Raw genomic sequence first — 16528 nt, 5'->3', positions numbered from 1 at the left:
ATACCACACAAGCTCCGCCTAACTTTCATAGATAAAGAGTAAAGGTCAACAACTCGCTGCAAAAACAATCATGAAAGGTCAACAGGCCCTAGCCACAATTTGCCGTTTATGTTAAAGATAAATTAGATAAGATTTGTGGGTGGGAGCTTTGGATGTGGATTGAGGGTGAAGTCATTGAACGAATCGATTGGAATGACAAGCTGTTTTCATTAAAAATTAAAGCCGATATTGAACCTTTTATCGCGGGTCAATTTATTAAGTTAAGCCAGATTATCGATGATAAAAGAGTTGGCCGGGCCTACTCTATCGTCAATGCGCCTGGCAGTGATTTTATTGAGGTGCTTGCAGTTGCTGTTGCCGACGGACAACTATCTCCAAACCTGCAACAACTCACCGTCGGCGAACTTATAGATGTGTCGCCAAAAGCCACAGGTTTTATGACCTTAGATGAAATCCCCGTCTCCTCTTCAGAGGGTAAGCAGCTCTGGCTAATGGCAACCGGCACCGCAGTTGGCCCCTTTATTTCAATGTTAGACACCCTTGAACCCTGGTCGAGATTCGAGAAGGTCATTTTGGTGTACGGTGTCAGAGAGGTAAAAGATTTAGCTTATCTCGAGAAGTTAAAACAGATGGAGGTGCTATATCCTGAGCAGTTCAAGTTGGTGCTCTCCGTCACGCGTGAGCAGTATCCTGGTTCGATGAGTTGCCGAATTTCGACAGGTTTACAATCAGGAGAAGTTGAAAAAATTGCCGGCATTATTATTAGCCCGGAAGAATCTCAAATTATGCTGTGCGGTAACCCTGAGATGGTTCGTGATGCGAATAATATCCTTTTACAGAGGGGATTAACTAAGAATCTTCGCCGTAAACCTGGCCAGATAACTCAAGAGAAATATTGGTAAACTAGAGTTTGACTGCTTTTAGTATGTTCATTTTTACTTGTAACTCTCGGCTCAAAGGATTGATAAATGAAACTCTTCTATTCAGATGCTTCGCCCTATGCTCGCTGTGTTCGGGTAGTTATTCGCTATCTCGAAATTGAGGGCATAGATGAGTTAAAAACAGATCCATTCGATAATAGCGAGACATTACTTCAAGCCAACCCCCTGGGAAAGATCCCCTGTCTTCAGCTCAGTGACGGCTCTGCCATTTATGATAGTGAGGTGATATTACGCTTCTTTGATTTTGAATTTGGCAGGAGCCAGTTATTTGGAGCGGGCCCTCATGATTGGAGAAACGAAAGCCACTTTTCATTAATCAAGGGAATGTTAGATAGCGCTGTGGCATTGAGACAGGAGCAGATGCGAGAAGAGGGGAAACGGTCTCTATTTTGGGCAGCAAGACATGAACAGGCCCTGTTTAGAGGGCTAAAACAACTCGAGCGTTCAGGTGTGATATCAAGGCCTCGTTTGGTTATTCAGCAGATCAGTCTAGCCTGTTTATTAGAGTATTTGGATTTCAGGCATCCTGATATCAGTTGGCGAAAGCTTGCGCCTGCGATCTCCAGCTGGCTTTCAGATTTTGAAACCGAACCGGCGATGGTTAGTACCAGACCCTGTTGAGACGAGCCTGCGATATAGCTGACTATCCTTTGTATCTTCTGTGAACCTTGGTTTAACGACAGACGTTAGCCCATGTTTTTAGCTCTTTTAGGGGGATATGTTGTTAAGTTAACATTTCTTCCGATACTGCTTGCTCATTTGTTGTGGATTTATTACTCTTATCGCGATTGATAATAATTATCATTACTTAATTCGTTGCCAGTGTTGTGAGGGAGATGTGTAAATGAAGATCGCAAGAAGTTTGTCCATATTAGGCTTGGTTTGCTTAACGTCAGCAGCTAATGCGGCTGAAAAGCTAACTGTGTATTCATATCGACAAGCATTTTTGATTGACCCTATTCTGGAAAACTTTACTAAAGAAACGGGGGTCGATGTCGAGGTCGTTTTTTCCAAGAAGGGCATTGCAGAGCGCATGGTACGTGAAGGGAGACTGTCCCCTGCCGATATCGTTCTGACATCAGACTTCTCACGTTTGATGGAGCTGGTAGATAAAAACTTAGTGGTGCCGGCATCGAGTGAAGTTTTAAATAATAATATTCCTGCAAAATTCCGCTCCCCTGATGATAGTTGGTATTCACTTACGATGAGAGTTCGGAATGTGTACTCGTCTAAGGAGAGACTGGGGAAACTCGCCATAGATTATGAGGATCTTGCAGACCCTAAATATATGGGTAAGATCTGTACCCGAAGCGGGAAGCACCCTTACAATATCTCTCTGGTTGCCTCTATGATTGCTCACCATGGTGAAGCCGAAACGAGAAGCTGGTTAGAGGGGGTGAAAGCCAACTTAGCTCGTAAACCTCAGGGCAATGACCGTGCTCAGGTTAAAGCGGTAAAAGAGGGCTTATGTGATATCGCCATAGGAAATAGTTACTACCTGGGAAAAATGCTTCAGGATCCCAAGCAAGTGCCATGGGCTGAGTCTGTTGAGATAAACTTTCCGAATCAGGCTAACCGTGGTTCCCACATCAATGTATCGGGAATGGCATTAGCTAAATATGCACCGAACAAAGAGAACGCCATTAAATTGATGGAGTACCTTTCCGGTGATGAGGCTCAAAAAGCCTACGCTGAAGTGAATTATGAGTATCCGATAAATGCGGATGTAAATCCTTCAGAGTTAGTCGCATCATGGGGTGGCTTTAAGGCCGACAGCCTTCCTATCTTCAAGCTTGCCGAGTATCACAAAGCTGCGGTAAAGCTGTTAGATCAGGTTAAATTCGACCTTTAATTCCCATCTTTGCCCTACAAAAATAGCCTTCCTCTGGGAGGCTTTTTTATTTTGTGAGCCAGTCGTGCACTTTTCGAATTATAATCATTCTTATTTAAGTTTGAGTTTAGGTTGATAGTCGATAATTGAGTCATAGATAATACTCTATATTAAAAGCTTCGAACCTAGCATGCCGGGTTTACTCTTTACTGTAACATCAGCCACCCTGTGGCTCTGAATTGATAACAAATTTAATGAAATTGGTATAATCATGATTTTAGGTTTATCAAGAAGTTGGTCGGTGAGTGGTTATCTGATCGCAGCAATCATCACATTGCCACTCATTGCTATTATCGCACAGGCATTGGTGCCGGATGAGGCTGTATTCAGTCACCTGCTTGAGACTGTTTTGCCTACCTATATCGCCAATACCTTGTTATTGATGTTTTGGGTCTGTCTTGGCTCTCTTCTCATTGCTATTCCTGCTGCCTGGTTAGTGGCAAAGTGTAATTTCCCCGGGCGTAATATTTTTCAATGGGCACTGTTATTGCCATTGGCGATGCCTGCTTATGTGGTTGCCTATGTGTATACCGACCTGCTCGATTATGCGGGACCGTTGCAAAAATTATTGCGTGAACTGTTTGTCTGGCAGTCGCCACAAGATTATTATTTTCCCGAGGTGAGGAGTTTAGGCGGGGCATCTTTGATGCTTGCCTTGGTGTTATTCCCCTACATCTATCTGCTCGCTCGAACCACATTTATGGAGCAGTCATCAAGCCTGCAACATGCAAGTCGAGTCATGGGGTGTGGACCTTGGCGGAGCTTTTGGCGCCTTAGTTTACCAATGGCAAGGCCGGCTTTAGCCGTCGGTGTCGCACTCGTGGCAATGGAAACTGCGGCTGATTTTGCGACCGTGAGTTATTTTGCCGTCCCCACCTTGACCACCGCCGTGTATGACACTTGGCTTGAATATGGCAGTTTGTCGGCGGCAGCTAAACTGTCAGCCATCATGCTGCTTGTGGTTTTCTCCATGATAGGCTTTGAGCGATTTGCACGAAGAAAGCAGCAATTATTCCAAAAACAAACGGGTGTTAATCAAGATGAGCGATACCTGCTTAAAGGGGGGAATGCGTATCTTGCCAGTGGCTATTGCTGGTTACTGCTCTTTTTCTCATTTCTTTTGCCATTTATGATCTTGTTTCACTATGCCTGGGGGTATTTTGAGCAGAGCTGGAGCAGCGAATTTTGGGAATACAGTCTGAACAGCCTGTATATCTCCGCAATCGTTAGTGTCATTGCTGTTTTCATCGGCGTGCTCTTGATGTTTATTCGCAGAATCAGTCCTAGAAAGTCCGATCTACTGCCTTCACGCCTCTCATCGACAGGCTATGCATTGCCGGGAACCGTCTTAGCTATCGGTATTCTGGTACCCTTGACCTATCTCGATTTTGCTGTAAATGATCTCTACGAGTATCTGGGATATCGGGGACCAGGCCTCATATTTACCGGTAGCGTATTTGTGCTCATCTTCGCTTTTTGTATCAGGTTCTCCGCTATCGCCATCGGTAGTGTCGAAAGCAGTTATAAACGAATCTCCCCCTCATTGGATATGGCCGCGATAACCATGGGCTTAAAGCCTAAGGCACTATTATGTCGGGTTCACCTCCCCTTGTTGAGAAAGGGGATTTTTGCGGGGTTACTCTTGGTGTTTATTGAGTGTATGAAAGAGTTGCCCGCTGCCTTATTACTTAGACCCGTTGGGTTTGAGAATCTGGCGACCTATGTTTATCAATTTGTTTCAGATGAACAACTTGAACATGGTGCACTGGCCGCAATTGTTATTGTATTGGTGGGCTTAGTCCCGCTTATCTATCTCAATCGTTCTTTGGAACAGGAAAGCTAAACGGCCTTATTTGGCCGATTTATGGAGTTCACAGTAACTTTTGCTGTAGTCCTCGTTATTCATTCATCTTCACGGCTCTTTGAGTAAGTAAACGATTATGTCGACATTAAGTATTAAAGGTGTTCACAGCCATTATCAGGGGCAACAGGTCTTAAGAGGCCTGGATTTAATTCTGGCAAAGGGGGAGATTGCTGCTCTTCTTGGTCCCAGCGGTTGTGGTAAAACAACCTTACTTAGAGCGATTGCTGGCCTGCAGCCCATCACTGAGGGGGAGATCTGTATTAATGGGCAGATATTATCCGGCCCCGATCGTTTTGAGCCAAGTGAGCAGCGTGGTATCGGCATGATCTTTCAGGATTACGCGCTCTTTCCTCATCTTAATGTTGCAGATAATATCTTGTTCGGCGTTAAAGATGTGACCAAAGAGGAGAGGAAAGCGCGGCTCGATGAGATGCTTGCACTGGTCAAGCTCGATGGGCTGTCGCAAAGATTTCCCCATGAACTTTCCGGCGGTCAGCAACAGCGTGTTTCTATCGCCAGAGCCTTAGCCTATGAGCCGGAACTATTACTCCTCGATGAACCATTTTCAAATATCGATGCTAAGGTTCGAGGCGAGATGATGCTGGAGATACGTTCAATATTGAAACAGCGCAATGTCAGTGCGGTATTTGTGACCCATAGTAAGGATGAGGCTTTCGTTTTTGCTGACAAACTGGCGCTATTCAAAGATGGCTATATTGTTCAATATGGTACCGCCGAAGAGCTGTATACATCCCCTAAGGATAGGTATGTGGCCGACTTCTTAGGCAGTGGTAACTACATACCCGCATCGGTTACCGATGCATTCAGCGTCGAGACTCCTCTGGGGAAGTTAGTCAGTACCCGCGCCTTATCTCAACCTGTGAGTTATCATGGAGAGATATTGCTAAGACCCCAGCAGCTTGAAATAACAGCCGACGAGGAGGGGGAAGGAGTCATAGTCGAGCGGCGTTTTTTGGGGAATATTTGTCACTATCAGGTTCAGGTTGCTCAGCAGTTTTATGAGGTTAAAAGTCAATTTAGTCAATTGGTTCCTGGTCAGAAAGTGGGCCTTTACGCGCAGGCTCATTCTTTAGTCGTATTCTGAGTTAATTAAACCCCTTATATGGTAGCTTAGAAAGTTATCGGAGGGGTTATGCTTAAAAAATTAATAATAACTGCAGCCTTTTTCTCTATGGGAGTGTGCGCCATGGATAGAGTCACGGGCGAGTCATTCGCAACACGTTCAGAGATCTACGCCACAAATGGCATGGCGGCTACCAGTCAGCCATTAGCCACACAGGTCGCACTCGATATTCTTAAGCAGGGTGGCAGCGCTGTCGATGCAGCCATTGCCGCCAACGCTATGCTTGGGCTGGTTGAGCCTACCGGCGCCGGGATCGGTGGCGATCTATTTGCCATTATCTGGAGTGCTAAAGATAAACGCCTCTATGGACTCAACGCGTCGGGCAGAAGTCCCAAGAGCCTTACCTTAGATAAAATACAAGCCTTAGACTTAGACTACCTGCCACCTTATGGGCCCATACCTGTCTCGGTTCCCGGTGCTGTCGATGGCTGGTTTGAGCTGCATAATAGGTTTGGTAAGTTAGATATGTCAGACAATTTAGCGCCTGCAATCGACTACGCCCGCAAAGGCTTTCCTGTCTCCGAATTAATTGCCTATTATTTAGCGCGTAGCGCCACAAAGTTAGCCATATTTCCGGGGTTCAAAGAAACCTATATGCCAAGCGGTTCCATGCCCGAAGTCGGGGAGGTTTTCAAGAACCCGGCACTGGCATCTACCTATGAGAAAATAGCGGAGCAGGGGCGGGATGTTTTCTATAAAGGTGATATTGCCAGGACTATTTCCGGCTATATGAAAGCGCAGGGAGGTTACCTTTCATATGATGATTTAAGCGAACACACGAGTGAGTGGGTTGACCCTGTTTCGGTTAATTATCGTGGCTATGATGTTTGGGAACTGCCACCTAATGGCCAGGGGATCGCCGCGTTGCAGATCCTTAAAACTCTGGAACCCTTCGACTTGAGAGGCATGGGGCGAAGGAGCCCCGAATACGTACACCATTTTGTAGAGGCAAAAAAACTAGCCTTTGCCGATCGAGCAAAATTTTATGCCGATATGGCATTCAATACCATTCCGGTTTCTGAGCTTCTAAGTGAAACATACAATTATCAACGCTCAAAATTAATTGATGCCAACAGGGCCGCTAAGCGTGTCGATGCCGGTCATCCGGCGTTGCTTCATGGCGACACTGTATACCTGACTACCGCCGATGGAGAGGGCAACATGGTATCTCTTATTCAGAGCAATTATCGTGGTATGGGCTCAGGAATGACGCCACCGGGTTTAGGGTTTGTTCTGCAGGATCGTGGTCAGCTGTTTGACCTGAAGCCCGGACGCTTTAATAGCTATGCGCCGGGTAAGAGACCATTTCATACCATCATTCCGGCATTTGTAACTAAAGACAATAAACCTTGGTTGAGTTTTGGTGTTATGGGAGGAGCCACACAGCCGCAGATGCACGCGCAAATTTTAATAAATTTGATCGATTTTGATATGAATTTGCAGGAAGCGGGAGACGCGCCTAGAATTTTGCATACCGGCTCTTCTCAGCCAACGGGAGAGCAGATGTTAGATGGTGGTTTTATCAGCTTAGAGTCAGGGTTTGAGATGACGATACGCCGGCAACTGCAGAAAAAAGGACATGTTATTCGGGATAGTCTTGGTGCTTTCGGTGGGTATCAAGCCATTTCGATAAACAATGAAACAGGTGTTTATAGAGGGGCATCAGAGAGTAGAAAAGATGGCCAGGCTGCAGGATATTAGGTTTTTCCCCCTAGTTTAGGTTATTTAATGTTTCATATTGATTTAACTGGTTCAAATAAAATGTTAATTGTGCGTCAGTTAATACCATTATTATCTAAAGTTATGGATAATGATGCCGAATATGAATTAGTGAAAAGGTAATCAGAGATGGATAATCAGGCTATGCCACGTGAACAGTTGGGAGTGTGTGCTGAAGGTAACTTGCACAGTGTGTATTTGATGTTCAATGCCAATGAAGGTGTAGAATCTCAATTACGACCTTGTATCGCTAATGTGGCTCAATATATCTATGAGCTTACCGATCAATATGCCGATAGTGCCTTTAATGGCTTTGTGGCCATTGGCGCGAATTATTGGGATAGCCTATATCCATCGGGCCGGCCCGTGGCATTAAAGCCTTTTCCTGCCATGAACGCAGATACGCGTGATGCCCCCGCATTAGAATATGACCTTTTCGTACACATCCGTTGTGACCGATTCGATATCCTTCACCTGGTTGCCAATGAAGTTTGCCAGATGTTTGAAGGCTTGGTTGAACTTATTGACGAAGAGCGCGGCTTCCGCTTCATGGACAACCGTGACCTGACAGGTTTTGTCGACGGCACCGAAAACCCTAAGGGTCGTAGCCGCCAAGAGGTGGCACTTGTCGGAGTTGAAGATGAGATGTTTAAGGGGGGAAGTTACGTCCATGTGCAGAAGTTTGCTCATAACTTGAGTAAGTGGAATCGATTACCGCAGAAAAAGCAGGAAGATATTGTCGGCAGAACCAAGTTAGATAATATAGAGTATGCCTCAGAGGACAAGCCATTAACCAGTCATATTAAGCGTGTTAACTTAAAAGACGCGGATGGTAAATCAATGGAGATCTTAAGGCAGAGCATGCCTTACGGTTCAGTGAAAGAGCAAGGATTGATGTTTATCTCTACTTGTCGTAATTCAGTAAACTTTGAGCAGATGCTTAAGAGTATGGTTCACGGTGACGGTCATGGAAATCATGATCATCTGCTGCACTTTACCCAGGCACTGACCGGCTCCTCCTTCTTCGCCCCTTCGCTCGACTTCCTGGAAAGTCAGGCTGGCGAATGAAATTAGAGTGATTGACACAAGAAACGCACTATTTTGAGTGCGTTTTTTTATGTCTCAAATAAGGTATTTAGTCGAGAAGTCACGACTTTTCGGTATCAGGATCCCAGTAATTCGTCGGGCGTTTGGCGTATATTTCATCGACAGCCCTGACTAATACCTTATTATTCTCCGGATAGACAACGACATCGTGCTTATCTCTATTGCCGATGACCAGAAAAGTAAATTCTTCATTCGAATCATTTCTTAGGGTATGTGCAATGGCTGTATCGGCATTAAAACAGACATAATCTCCCTGCTTAAAAGGGTGAGGCTCTCCGTTAATAAGCAAGCTTGCTTCGCCCTGCAGGGCGTATAAGTGTTCCTCCTCTTTAGTGTGGTAATGCGCAACTGTCGACATCTTTCCCGGGGCGAGACGCTCCATGGTAACGCCGATTTTTTCGCAACCTACGGCATCACCTATGTGTTTTTGTTGGCTGGTATATTGAGCTGAATGTTGCCAGGACTCCCAGCAAATATCATCGACTTTAATTATTTTGGTTGTTGTCATAAAGAATCCTTAGCCCTCGATATAGCTTTCGAGTTTCCAATTTCTCATGAATGCCAATTTGATTCAATATATTGGATACAATCAAATACTGTGACAGATAAAGGAAAACAAAAAGAGACGCGAAGCGTCTCTTTGGATGTGGGATAATTGAATCTTGGTTAGTTATCGGAGAGTTCCGATAAAAGCTTGTGAGCAAAGGCCACGAATCACTAGCCTGTTAGCTTAGTTAGTCATTAAAGTTAAACAGTGACTTAACCGTGTCTAAGGTTTTTTCTATCTCTTGAATATTCGATGGCGTAATGAAAATCGTGTCGTCACCGGCAATCGTACCCAGAATACCTTCAGGTTTCCCTATCGAGTCGAGAAGTCGAGCGATAAGCTGTGCCGCACCAGGGCTCGTTCTTACCACGATCATGGCTTGGTTGTGATCGACATCCAATACTAAATTCTTGAGTGGACTACCTGCTGTAGGTACTCCCAGCTCCGCCGGAAGGCAATAAACCATCTCTTGCTTCGCATTACGGGTGCGCACAGCACCAAACTTGCTTAGCATTCTAGATACTTTGGATTGGTTAATATTTCCATACCCTTCAGCTTGAAGGGCGATGACAATTTCACTCTGAGAGCCAAAGCGCTCCTCTTTTAAAATTGCCTTAAAGGTCTTAACTAGCTCATCTTGACTTCTATTTGCTTGCATAATTTTATTGTTCTTTATTCAAAAATCATTGCTATGTTGAATATAATTGGTGTTTATGTCAACAAATATCCGAGTTTGATGAATAAAAATGCAACCTGGGGCGTGTGTCGGGATGCATAAGCAAGTAAAAAAGAACCCCGGCAAAGAGGCTGGTTACATGGCGAAAATGTTTTAGTGCTAGACGGTGAGGGGGAATTTGCTCTTATGCTGCTTTATTGTTCATCTTTAGCTTGTTTATTGATGTAGAACAAAAATTAAATCTAACCAAGACTAAGGGATAATTGAATTTTTATTGTGATTGCAGTAATGTTGCGGCATCGAGAGATGTAGATCTAAATCACAAATATCCAAGAAATGACGGAGATAACTATGAAAGTTGCTGTACTTGGTGCCGCTGGCGGTATTGGCCAGGCTCTTGCCCTACTATTAAAAACTCAATTGCCTGCAGGTTCTAAATTGTCACTTTATGATATTGCTCCTGTAACACCTGGTGTTGCGGTTGATCTTAGTCATATCCCGACGGCCGTAGAAGTTAAAGGTTTTGCGGGTGAAGATCCAACACCTGCACTTGAAGGTGCAGACGTTGTATTGATCTCTGCCGGTGTGGCTCGTAAGCCTGGTATGGATCGTTCGGATCTATTCAACATCAATGCCGGTATCGTTAGAAATCTAGTCGAAAAGTGTGCCGCTGCTTGTCCTAAAGCGCTTATCGGTATTATTACTAACCCGGTTAACACGACAGTTGCTATTGCTGCTGAAGTATTAAAAGCTGCTGGTGTATACGATAAGAATCGTCTTTTCGGTGTAACTACCCTTGACGTGATCCGTTCTGAAACCTTTATTGCCGAAGCCAAAGGTCTTAATGTTGATGATGTTAAGATCAATGTTATCGGTGGTCACAGTGGTGTGACTATCCTTCCTCTTCTTTCTCAGGTTCAAGGCGTAAGCTTTAGCGATGAAGAAGTTGCTGCATTGACTACACGTATCCAAAATGCGGGTACGGAGGTGGTTGAAGCTAAAGCCGGTGGCGGAAGCGCAACTCTTTCTATGGGACAAGCGGCATGTCGTTTCGGTCTGTCTCTGGTACGTGGCCTTCAAGGTGAAGAGAATGTCATCGAGTGTGCCTATGTCGATGGCGGCAGTGAACATGCCGACTTCTTCGCACAGCCAATCCTGCTTGGTAAGAATGGGGTTGAGTCGGTACTGGCTTACGGTGAAGTCAGTGAATTCGAAGCCAATGCTCGTGATGCTATGCTAGATACACTCAAGGCCGACATCAAGCTAGGTGTCGAGTTCGTTAAGTAATTTATACCGATATTAGCCAAGCAAATAAAAAGGAGCCTCAGGGCTCCTTTTTTAATGGTATCGCGTATAGGGCGTAAGACTAGTTGCTACGCTCTACAGCAATCTTGGCTAATGATATCAGCGCTTGCTTGTAATCGCTCTCAGGGATGATTGACAAGGCTTCTATTGCCTTCTCTGACTCCTCTTGTGCGCGTTTGAATGTATAGTCCAAGGCGCCACAGCTATTCAATGCGTTGAGAATCTCTTCAATGTTCTGAGTACCATCCCCTTTTTCTATTGCTGTGCGGATCAAGCCTTGCTCTTTTTCAGTACCATGTGCCATGGCATAAATAAGTGGCAGAGTTGGTTTACCTTCAGCAAGATCATCACCGATATTCTTGCCTAACTCTTCGGTATCGGCAGTGTAGTCTAATAGATCATCGGTTAACTGGAATGCCGTGCCTAAGAACTTTCCGTAGTCGGCCAGTGCGCTTTGCATTTCGATAGGGCTTTCGGCAAGTACACCGGCTAAACGTGTGGCCGCCTCGAAGAGTTTAGCGGTTTTACAATAGATGACACGCATGTAACTCTCTTCAGTCGTGTCAGGGTCATTACAGTTCATTAACTGTAATACTTCACCTTCGGCAAGAACATTGGTGGCATCGGCAAGCACTTCCAGTACTTCCATGTTGCCAAGTTCGGTCATCATTTGAAATGAACGCGTATAGAGGAAGTCGCCAACCAATACGCTCGCACTGTTACCAAAGAGTGCGTTGGCCGTCTCTCTACCGCGGCGTAACATAGATTCATCGACAACATCATCATGTAACAGCGAGGCGGTATGGATAAACTCGATAATTGCAGCCAGCTTTAAGTGTGCCTCACCATTATAGTCAATTGCACGAGCTGCCAGGATAGATAGTAGTGGACGCATGCGCTTGCCACCACCATTGATAATATAGAAGCCTAACTGATTGATTAGGGCGACATCAGATTCTAGTTGTTTGTATATTAGCTTATTAACGTTTTGCATATCGTTATCGGCTAACTGACGAATGGCGTTTAAATCCATATATAGGCTCTGGTTTTGTGGGGCTGCAATAAAAAAGGCGGCCCAAATGAAGGCATGAATGTTATAATGATATGGATTCTACCTAAGAAACGCCATTCAAGACAGCATTAGAAGGAGATTGTGGGATTAATTCCGATCTTTTTTTATTCTTACTCAATTAGGGCTTGTCAGGTTGAAGTTCTTAGCGTAAACTCCGCGACCATTGTCATTAAAGCTTTTATAACACCCCTGCCTCACATAATGAGCCGGCGTGTTTGAAATATCGGAGTAAAATAGCTATGTACGCTGTTTTTCAAAGTGGTGGTAAGCAGCATCGTGTTGCTGAAGGCCATACTGTTCGTCTAGAAAAATTAGAAATCGCTACAGGCGAAACTGTTGAATTTGACCAAGTTCTTTTGGTTGCTGACGGTGAGACTGTTCATGTTGGTGCACCTCTTGTTGCCACTGGTCTAGTCAAGGCTGAAGTTATCAGTCATGGCCGCGGTGAAAAAGTTACGATACAAAAGTTCAACCGTCGTAAGCATCACGAAAAGAAGATGGGCCATCGTCAATGGTTCACCGAAGTTAAAATCACTGCTATCAGCGCATAATTAGGAGTTAACTCATGGCACATAAAAAAGCTGGCGGTTCGACTCGTAACGGCCGCGATTCAGAAAGTAAACGTCTTGGTGTAAAGCGCTTTGGTGGCGAATCAGTTCTTGCTGGTAACATCATTGTTCGTCAACGTGGTACTAAATTCCACGCTGGTGTAAACGTAGGTATTGGTCGTGACCATACTCTATTCGCTTTGACTGACGGTAAAGTTAAGTTCGAAGTTAAAGGTCCTAAGAACCGCAAGTTCATTAGCATCGAAGGCTAATCTTTAGCTTCTGCTAAGATTGCTTATTAAAGCCCCGCCTTTGGTGGGGCTTTATTGTTTTAATGGGTTTACAAATTGTTTTTTGGCGACCTTGGATAGAAAGACGTATAATCCTTTTAGTCTGTGGTGCCAGGAGTAAGTATGAAGTTTGTCGATGAAGCTGTGATCAGAGTTGAAGCTGGTGATGGTGGTAGTGGTTGCGTGAGTTTCAGACGCGAAAAATATGTACCCGATGGCGGCCCTGATGGCGGCGATGGTGGTGATGGCGGTGATGTATATCTGCAAGCAGATGAAAGTTTTAACACACTAATCGATTTCCAGTTTGAACGTTTTCATCGTGCCGAGCGTGGTAAAAATGGCCGTGGTCGTGATTGTACCGGACATGGTGGTGAGGACTTAGTGCTTAAAGTTCCTGTTGGCACACGCGCTATCGACGAAGAAACTGAAGAGTCTCTCGGAGATTTAACTGCTCATGGTCAAAGAATGCTTGTGGCTAAAGGTGGTTTCCATGGTTTAGGTAATACTCGCTTTAAGAGTAGTACTAACCGTGCGCCAAGACAGAAAACGTTGGGAACCCCCGGTGAAGTTCGAAGCCTTAAGCTCGAACTCATGTTGCTTGCCGATGTTGGTCTACTTGGTATGCCTAATGCTGGTAAATCAACGTTTATCCGTTCGGTATCCAGAGCTAAGCCTAAAGTCGCCGATTATCCTTTCACAACTTTAGTTCCTAACCTTGGTGTCGTTAACCCAAGACATGGTCAGAGTTTCGTCATTGCCGATATTCCTGGTCTAATCGAAGGCGCTGCCGATGGTGCGGGTCTTGGTGTTCGCTTCTTGAAGCATCTCGAGCGTTGTCGTGTGTTGTTGCATCTTGTGGATATCGATCCAATCGACGGCAGTGATCCTGTCGAGTCGGCAAGAGCTATCGTTGGTGAGCTTGAAAAGCACTCACCAAAGCTTGCAGGCAAGCCACGCTGGTTAGTGATCAATAAAACGGATCTCTTGCTTGAAGAGGAACTTCAGGAGCGTATCGACCATATCGTGAACGAGTTAGAGTGGAAGGGCGAAGTCTATACCATCTCAGCTTATAATCGTGACGGGACCGAAGAGCTTAGCCTGAAACTCGTTGACTTCATCGACTCGCTTCCTGAAGAGGAAGAGGTGGATGTAGAAGCCGAAGTCGAATTCAAGTGGGATAATTATCATAAAGACAGTGATTCGTTAAACGAAGATTATGATGATTCAGACGACGATGACTTCGATGACGATGACTATGATGTCGAAGTTATCTATCAAAGGTAGTCGTTGTCTCGCTTCATCGATAACCTTTAAATTGAGGCTATTTTTTTGAGACTATACTGTTCGAGATTAGTGTGTACGCAGATACTCAAAATGATATAACCCGGCAGATTGTCCGGGTTGCTCAACTCTTGTTGGCCTATGGCGCTGAATCAGAACTTGTCGAAGAGATAAGTCAGCGTTTAGGTCATGCACTGGGACTCGCCAGTGTCGAAATATCCATCTCCTCAAACTCCCTTGTTTTAACCAGTCTGGTCCATGGTCGTTGTATCACTACTACTCGCCGTACTCGAGAGCATGGTATCAACATGACCATAGTCTGTGAGCTTCAAAGGATCTGTCTGCTGACCGAAAAAGGCTTATATGGGCTTAACGAAGTCAGAAAACGTGTTTCACGCATAGAACCCAGAACTTATCCCAAGCGGTATTTAGTGCCGATGATAGGTTTGTCATGTGCGAGTTTTTGTCATCTCTTTGGTGGTGATATAGCGGCCTGTGTGATCACTTTTTTCGCTTCGTCGTTAGGGATGTTTGTCAGGGTCTCCATTGCTAAGCATCACTTCAACTTGCTGCTTAACTTTGCCGTTACGGCTTTCGTTACGACCCTGATTGCTCAACTTGGCTATCAGTTTTCCCTAACTGATACGCCTAAACTTCCTATGGCCGCGAGTGTGTTGATGTTGGTGCCGGGTTTTCCCATGATCAACTCGATATCAGATATGGTGAAAGGGCATCTTAATGTCGGAATCTCGAGATGGGGGCATGCAACTCTATTGACTGTCTCTTCGGTAATAGGAATTACCATAGCGATGCAATTGGGGGGCTTGTTCCTATGATGGAGCTTCTCTTAGCCTTACTCAATGATGCGTTTTTCTCAGCAATTCCGGCTGTAGGGTTTGCTATGGTGTTTAATGTACCTAAACGTTTCCTGCCATACTGTGCCGTTGCCGGCGCGATAGGACATAGTTTCAGGACGCTTTTACTGCATATAGGGCTACCGATAGAGTGGGCGACATTCGCAGCTGCAGCTCTCGTCGGTTTGGTGACTATCGGTTTCGCTAAACGTCACTTAGCACCACCCTTGATGTATGCAGTTGCTGCGATAATTCCTATGATCCCAGGGACCTATGCATTTAATACCGTGATAGCACTCGTTCAGCTTACTGCTCAGTCTGAGATCAGTCCGGAATTGACCTCGCAAGTTATCAGTAACGGATTAAAAACGGTGTTTATTCTGGGGGCTCTGTCTGTAGGATTAGCTATGCCTAGTCTGCTCTACTTTCGTACCCGCCCGGTCATTTAATCTATACCCAAACGACCTCGAAATGCAGGATTCAGCATATCGAGCAGTGACTGAGTTCAAGGTAGTTAATTGCTCCTGCATTAACGACATTCTCACCATCCGTGGTGGTCTTCATGAAATAGCGGGACTGGTTATTCTAATTCACTATTTATTCTTATAAATAAAGAATGCAGAAATATGTTGCTTCTCCTTGCCCTTCGGGAGTTCTGAAACGAAATTTTGAAGTGGCTTGGGAATATACATTCAGTCTTATTATTCTAAAAACAAAAATTGGAGATATTATGAAAATTGCCATGATAGCGGCGATGGCTAACAATCGTGTTATCGGTAAAGACAATCAAATGCCCTGGCACCTTCCTGAGGACCTTAAACACTTTAAGGCGATGACATTAGGTAAGCCCATTGTGATGGGACGAAAGACGTTTGAATCTATAGGGCGCCCCTTGCCTGGTCGGCATAATATTGTGATTAGCCGCCAAGCGTCACTGAATATTGAGGGGGTGACTTGTGTTACTTCGTTCGAAGATGCAAAAGCCTTGGTCGGTGACTGTGAGGAGCTGGTTGTTATCGGAGGAGGGCAGTTGTACTCATCTTTACTCAAAGAGGCCGATAAACTGTACCTCACAGAGATAAATCTCGATGTGGAAGGTGACACCTTTTTCCCCCCATGGGACGATGATAGTTGGGAGCTTCTTAGCAAAGAGACTGCAATTAATGACAAAGGGTTGGAATATAGCTTTATCAACTTGGTGAAAAAATGTTAAATTATCGTAGTTGTTATGTTTCAAGTTCAGGGTGGGGCATATAAAGATAATTGTTTGGTGCTCTACAGTATAAAAA

The 16528-nt window shown here is 44.9% G+C and carries 17 protein-coding genes; 14 read left to right on the top strand and 3 right to left on the bottom strand.

Features of this window, described 5'->3' with window-relative positions; translation table 11 throughout:
* Positions 1–152 precede the first annotated feature (152 nt).
* The 7 genes from EKG39_RS04350 to EKG39_RS04320 all read left to right on the top strand — a co-directional run bounded on the left by EKG39_RS04350 (position 153) and on the right by EKG39_RS04320 (position 8627).
* A complete protein-coding gene (locus EKG39_RS04350) occupies positions 153–902 on the top strand; it encodes a ferredoxin--NADP reductase (RefSeq protein ID WP_126504498.1) in 750 nt (249 codons plus the stop codon).
* A 66-nt stretch (positions 903–968) separates the two neighbouring features.
* Positions 969–1562, top strand: a complete 594-nt coding sequence (locus EKG39_RS04345; RefSeq protein ID WP_126504497.1) for a glutathione S-transferase N-terminal domain-containing protein — start codon at positions 969–971, stop codon at positions 1560–1562.
* Between the two features lie 223 nt (positions 1563–1785).
* Positions 1786–2793, top strand: a complete 1008-nt coding sequence (locus EKG39_RS04340; RefSeq protein WP_126504496.1) for a Fe(3+) ABC transporter substrate-binding protein — start codon at positions 1786–1788, stop codon at positions 2791–2793.
* 250 nt (positions 2794–3043) lie between these two features.
* Positions 3044–4675, top strand: a complete 1632-nt coding sequence (locus EKG39_RS04335; RefSeq protein ID WP_126504495.1) for an ABC transporter permease — start codon at positions 3044–3046, stop codon at positions 4673–4675.
* 94 nt (positions 4676–4769) lie between these two features.
* Complete coding sequence (locus EKG39_RS04330) at positions 4770–5801, top strand: ABC transporter ATP-binding protein (RefSeq protein ID WP_185817527.1); 1032 nt, start codon at positions 4770–4772, stop codon at positions 5799–5801.
* Between the two features lie 48 nt (positions 5802–5849).
* A complete protein-coding gene (gene ggt, locus EKG39_RS04325) occupies positions 5850–7541 on the top strand; it encodes a gamma-glutamyltransferase (RefSeq protein WP_126504493.1) in 1692 nt (563 codons plus the stop codon).
* A 147-nt stretch (positions 7542–7688) separates the two neighbouring features.
* A complete protein-coding gene (locus EKG39_RS04320) occupies positions 7689–8627 on the top strand; it encodes a Dyp-type peroxidase (RefSeq protein ID WP_126504492.1) in 939 nt (312 codons plus the stop codon).
* A 79-nt stretch (positions 8628–8706) separates the two neighbouring features.
* Here the strand turns inward: EKG39_RS04320 and EKG39_RS04315 are convergent, their stop codons facing one another.
* Both EKG39_RS04315 and argR read right to left on the bottom strand, forming a co-directional pair.
* Entirely contained in the window at positions 8707–9174 is a 468-nt protein-coding gene (locus EKG39_RS04315; protein ID WP_126504491.1) for a cupin domain-containing protein, read from the bottom strand.
* A 226-nt stretch (positions 9175–9400) separates the two neighbouring features.
* On the bottom strand, positions 9401–9871 hold the full coding sequence (gene argR / locus EKG39_RS04310) for a transcriptional regulator ArgR (RefSeq protein WP_126504490.1): 471 nt from the start codon (positions 9869–9871) through the stop codon (positions 9401–9403).
* A gap of 369 nt (positions 9872–10240) precedes the next feature.
* Between argR and mdh the strand changes: the two genes are divergently transcribed.
* Complete coding sequence (mdh, locus tag EKG39_RS04305) at positions 10241–11176, top strand: malate dehydrogenase (protein ID WP_012141299.1); 936 nt, start codon at positions 10241–10243, stop codon at positions 11174–11176.
* A 79-nt stretch (positions 11177–11255) separates the two neighbouring features.
* Here mdh and ispB read toward each other — a convergent pair whose 3' ends face one another.
* Positions 11256–12227, bottom strand: a complete 972-nt coding sequence (gene ispB, locus EKG39_RS04300; protein WP_126504489.1) for an octaprenyl diphosphate synthase — start codon at positions 12225–12227, stop codon at positions 11256–11258.
* 278 nt (positions 12228–12505) lie between these two features.
* Here ispB and rplU point away from each other — a divergent pair, with 278 nt between their 5' ends.
* From rplU to folA, 6 genes are all read left to right on the top strand, one after another.
* Positions 12506–12817 carry a 50S ribosomal protein L21 gene (gene rplU / locus EKG39_RS04295; protein ID WP_126504488.1) on the top strand — a complete coding sequence of 104 codons (312 nt, stop codon included), beginning with the start codon at positions 12506–12508 and terminating at the stop codon, positions 12815–12817.
* Positions 12818–12831: 14 nt separating this feature from the next.
* Entirely contained in the window at positions 12832–13086 is a 255-nt protein-coding gene (rpmA, locus tag EKG39_RS04290) for a 50S ribosomal protein L27 (RefSeq protein WP_012141302.1), read from the top strand.
* Positions 13087–13227: 141 nt separating this feature from the next.
* On the top strand, positions 13228–14388 hold the full coding sequence (gene cgtA / locus EKG39_RS04285; protein WP_126504487.1) for an Obg family GTPase CgtA: 1161 nt from the start codon (positions 13228–13230) through the stop codon (positions 14386–14388).
* A 71-nt stretch (positions 14389–14459) separates the two neighbouring features.
* Positions 14460–15221, top strand: coding sequence for a threonine/serine exporter family protein (locus tag EKG39_RS04280; protein ID WP_126504486.1), 762 nt, complete (start codon positions 14460–14462; stop codon positions 15219–15221).
* Positions 15218–15688: a threonine/serine exporter family protein gene (locus EKG39_RS04275; RefSeq protein ID WP_126504485.1), complete on the top strand. Its 471-nt coding sequence runs from the start codon at positions 15218–15220 to the stop codon at positions 15686–15688. Before EKG39_RS04280 ends, EKG39_RS04275 begins: the two co-directional genes overlap by 4 nt.
* A 281-nt stretch (positions 15689–15969) precedes the next feature.
* Complete coding sequence (gene folA, locus EKG39_RS04270) at positions 15970–16452, top strand: type 3 dihydrofolate reductase (RefSeq protein WP_126504484.1); 483 nt, start codon at positions 15970–15972, stop codon at positions 16450–16452.
* The last annotated feature ends 76 nt before the right edge of the window (positions 16453–16528 follow it).

Source organism: Shewanella atlantica, assembly GCF_003966265.1.
GTDB classification, from domain to species: domain Bacteria; phylum Pseudomonadota; class Gammaproteobacteria; order Enterobacterales; family Shewanellaceae; genus Shewanella; species Shewanella atlantica.
The sequence above is the reverse complement of the archived record's forward strand: the minus strand, read 5'-3'. Positions and strand labels throughout refer to the sequence as shown.

What these genes read in the sequence shown, in the direction of transcription:
- EKG39_RS04350 (WP_126504498.1), top strand. Translation starts at nt 153, where the DNA reads ATGTGGATTGAGGGTGAAGTCATTGAACGAATCGATTGGAATGACAAG.
- EKG39_RS04345 (WP_126504497.1), top strand. Translation starts at nt 969, where the DNA reads ATGAAACTCTTCTATTCAGATGCTTCGCCCTATGCTCGCTGTGTTCGG.
- EKG39_RS04340 (WP_126504496.1), top strand. Translation starts at nt 1,786, where the DNA reads ATGAAGATCGCAAGAAGTTTGTCCATATTAGGCTTGGTTTGCTTAACG.
- EKG39_RS04335 (WP_126504495.1), top strand. Translation starts at nt 3,044, where the DNA reads ATGATTTTAGGTTTATCAAGAAGTTGGTCGGTGAGTGGTTATCTGATC.
- ggt (WP_126504493.1), top strand. Translation starts at nt 5,850, where the DNA reads ATGCTTAAAAAATTAATAATAACTGCAGCCTTTTTCTCTATGGGAGTG.
- EKG39_RS04320 (WP_126504492.1), top strand. Translation starts at nt 7,689, where the DNA reads ATGGATAATCAGGCTATGCCACGTGAACAGTTGGGAGTGTGTGCTGAA.
- EKG39_RS04315 (WP_126504491.1), bottom strand. Translation starts at nt 9,174, where the DNA reads ATGACAACAACCAAAATAATTAAAGTCGATGATATTTGCTGGGAGTCC.
- argR (WP_126504490.1), bottom strand. Translation starts at nt 9,871, where the DNA reads ATGCAAGCAAATAGAAGTCAAGATGAGCTAGTTAAGACCTTTAAGGCA.
- mdh (WP_012141299.1), top strand. Translation starts at nt 10,241, where the DNA reads ATGAAAGTTGCTGTACTTGGTGCCGCTGGCGGTATTGGCCAGGCTCTT.
- ispB (WP_126504489.1), bottom strand. Translation starts at nt 12,227, where the DNA reads ATGGATTTAAACGCCATTCGTCAGTTAGCCGATAACGATATGCAAAAC.
- rplU (WP_126504488.1), top strand. Translation starts at nt 12,506, where the DNA reads ATGTACGCTGTTTTTCAAAGTGGTGGTAAGCAGCATCGTGTTGCTGAA.
- rpmA (WP_012141302.1), top strand. Translation starts at nt 12,832, where the DNA reads ATGGCACATAAAAAAGCTGGCGGTTCGACTCGTAACGGCCGCGATTCA.
- cgtA (WP_126504487.1), top strand. Translation starts at nt 13,228, where the DNA reads ATGAAGTTTGTCGATGAAGCTGTGATCAGAGTTGAAGCTGGTGATGGT.
- EKG39_RS04275 (WP_126504485.1), top strand. Translation starts at nt 15,218, where the DNA reads ATGATGGAGCTTCTCTTAGCCTTACTCAATGATGCGTTTTTCTCAGCA.
- folA (WP_126504484.1), top strand. Translation starts at nt 15,970, where the DNA reads ATGAAAATTGCCATGATAGCGGCGATGGCTAACAATCGTGTTATCGGT.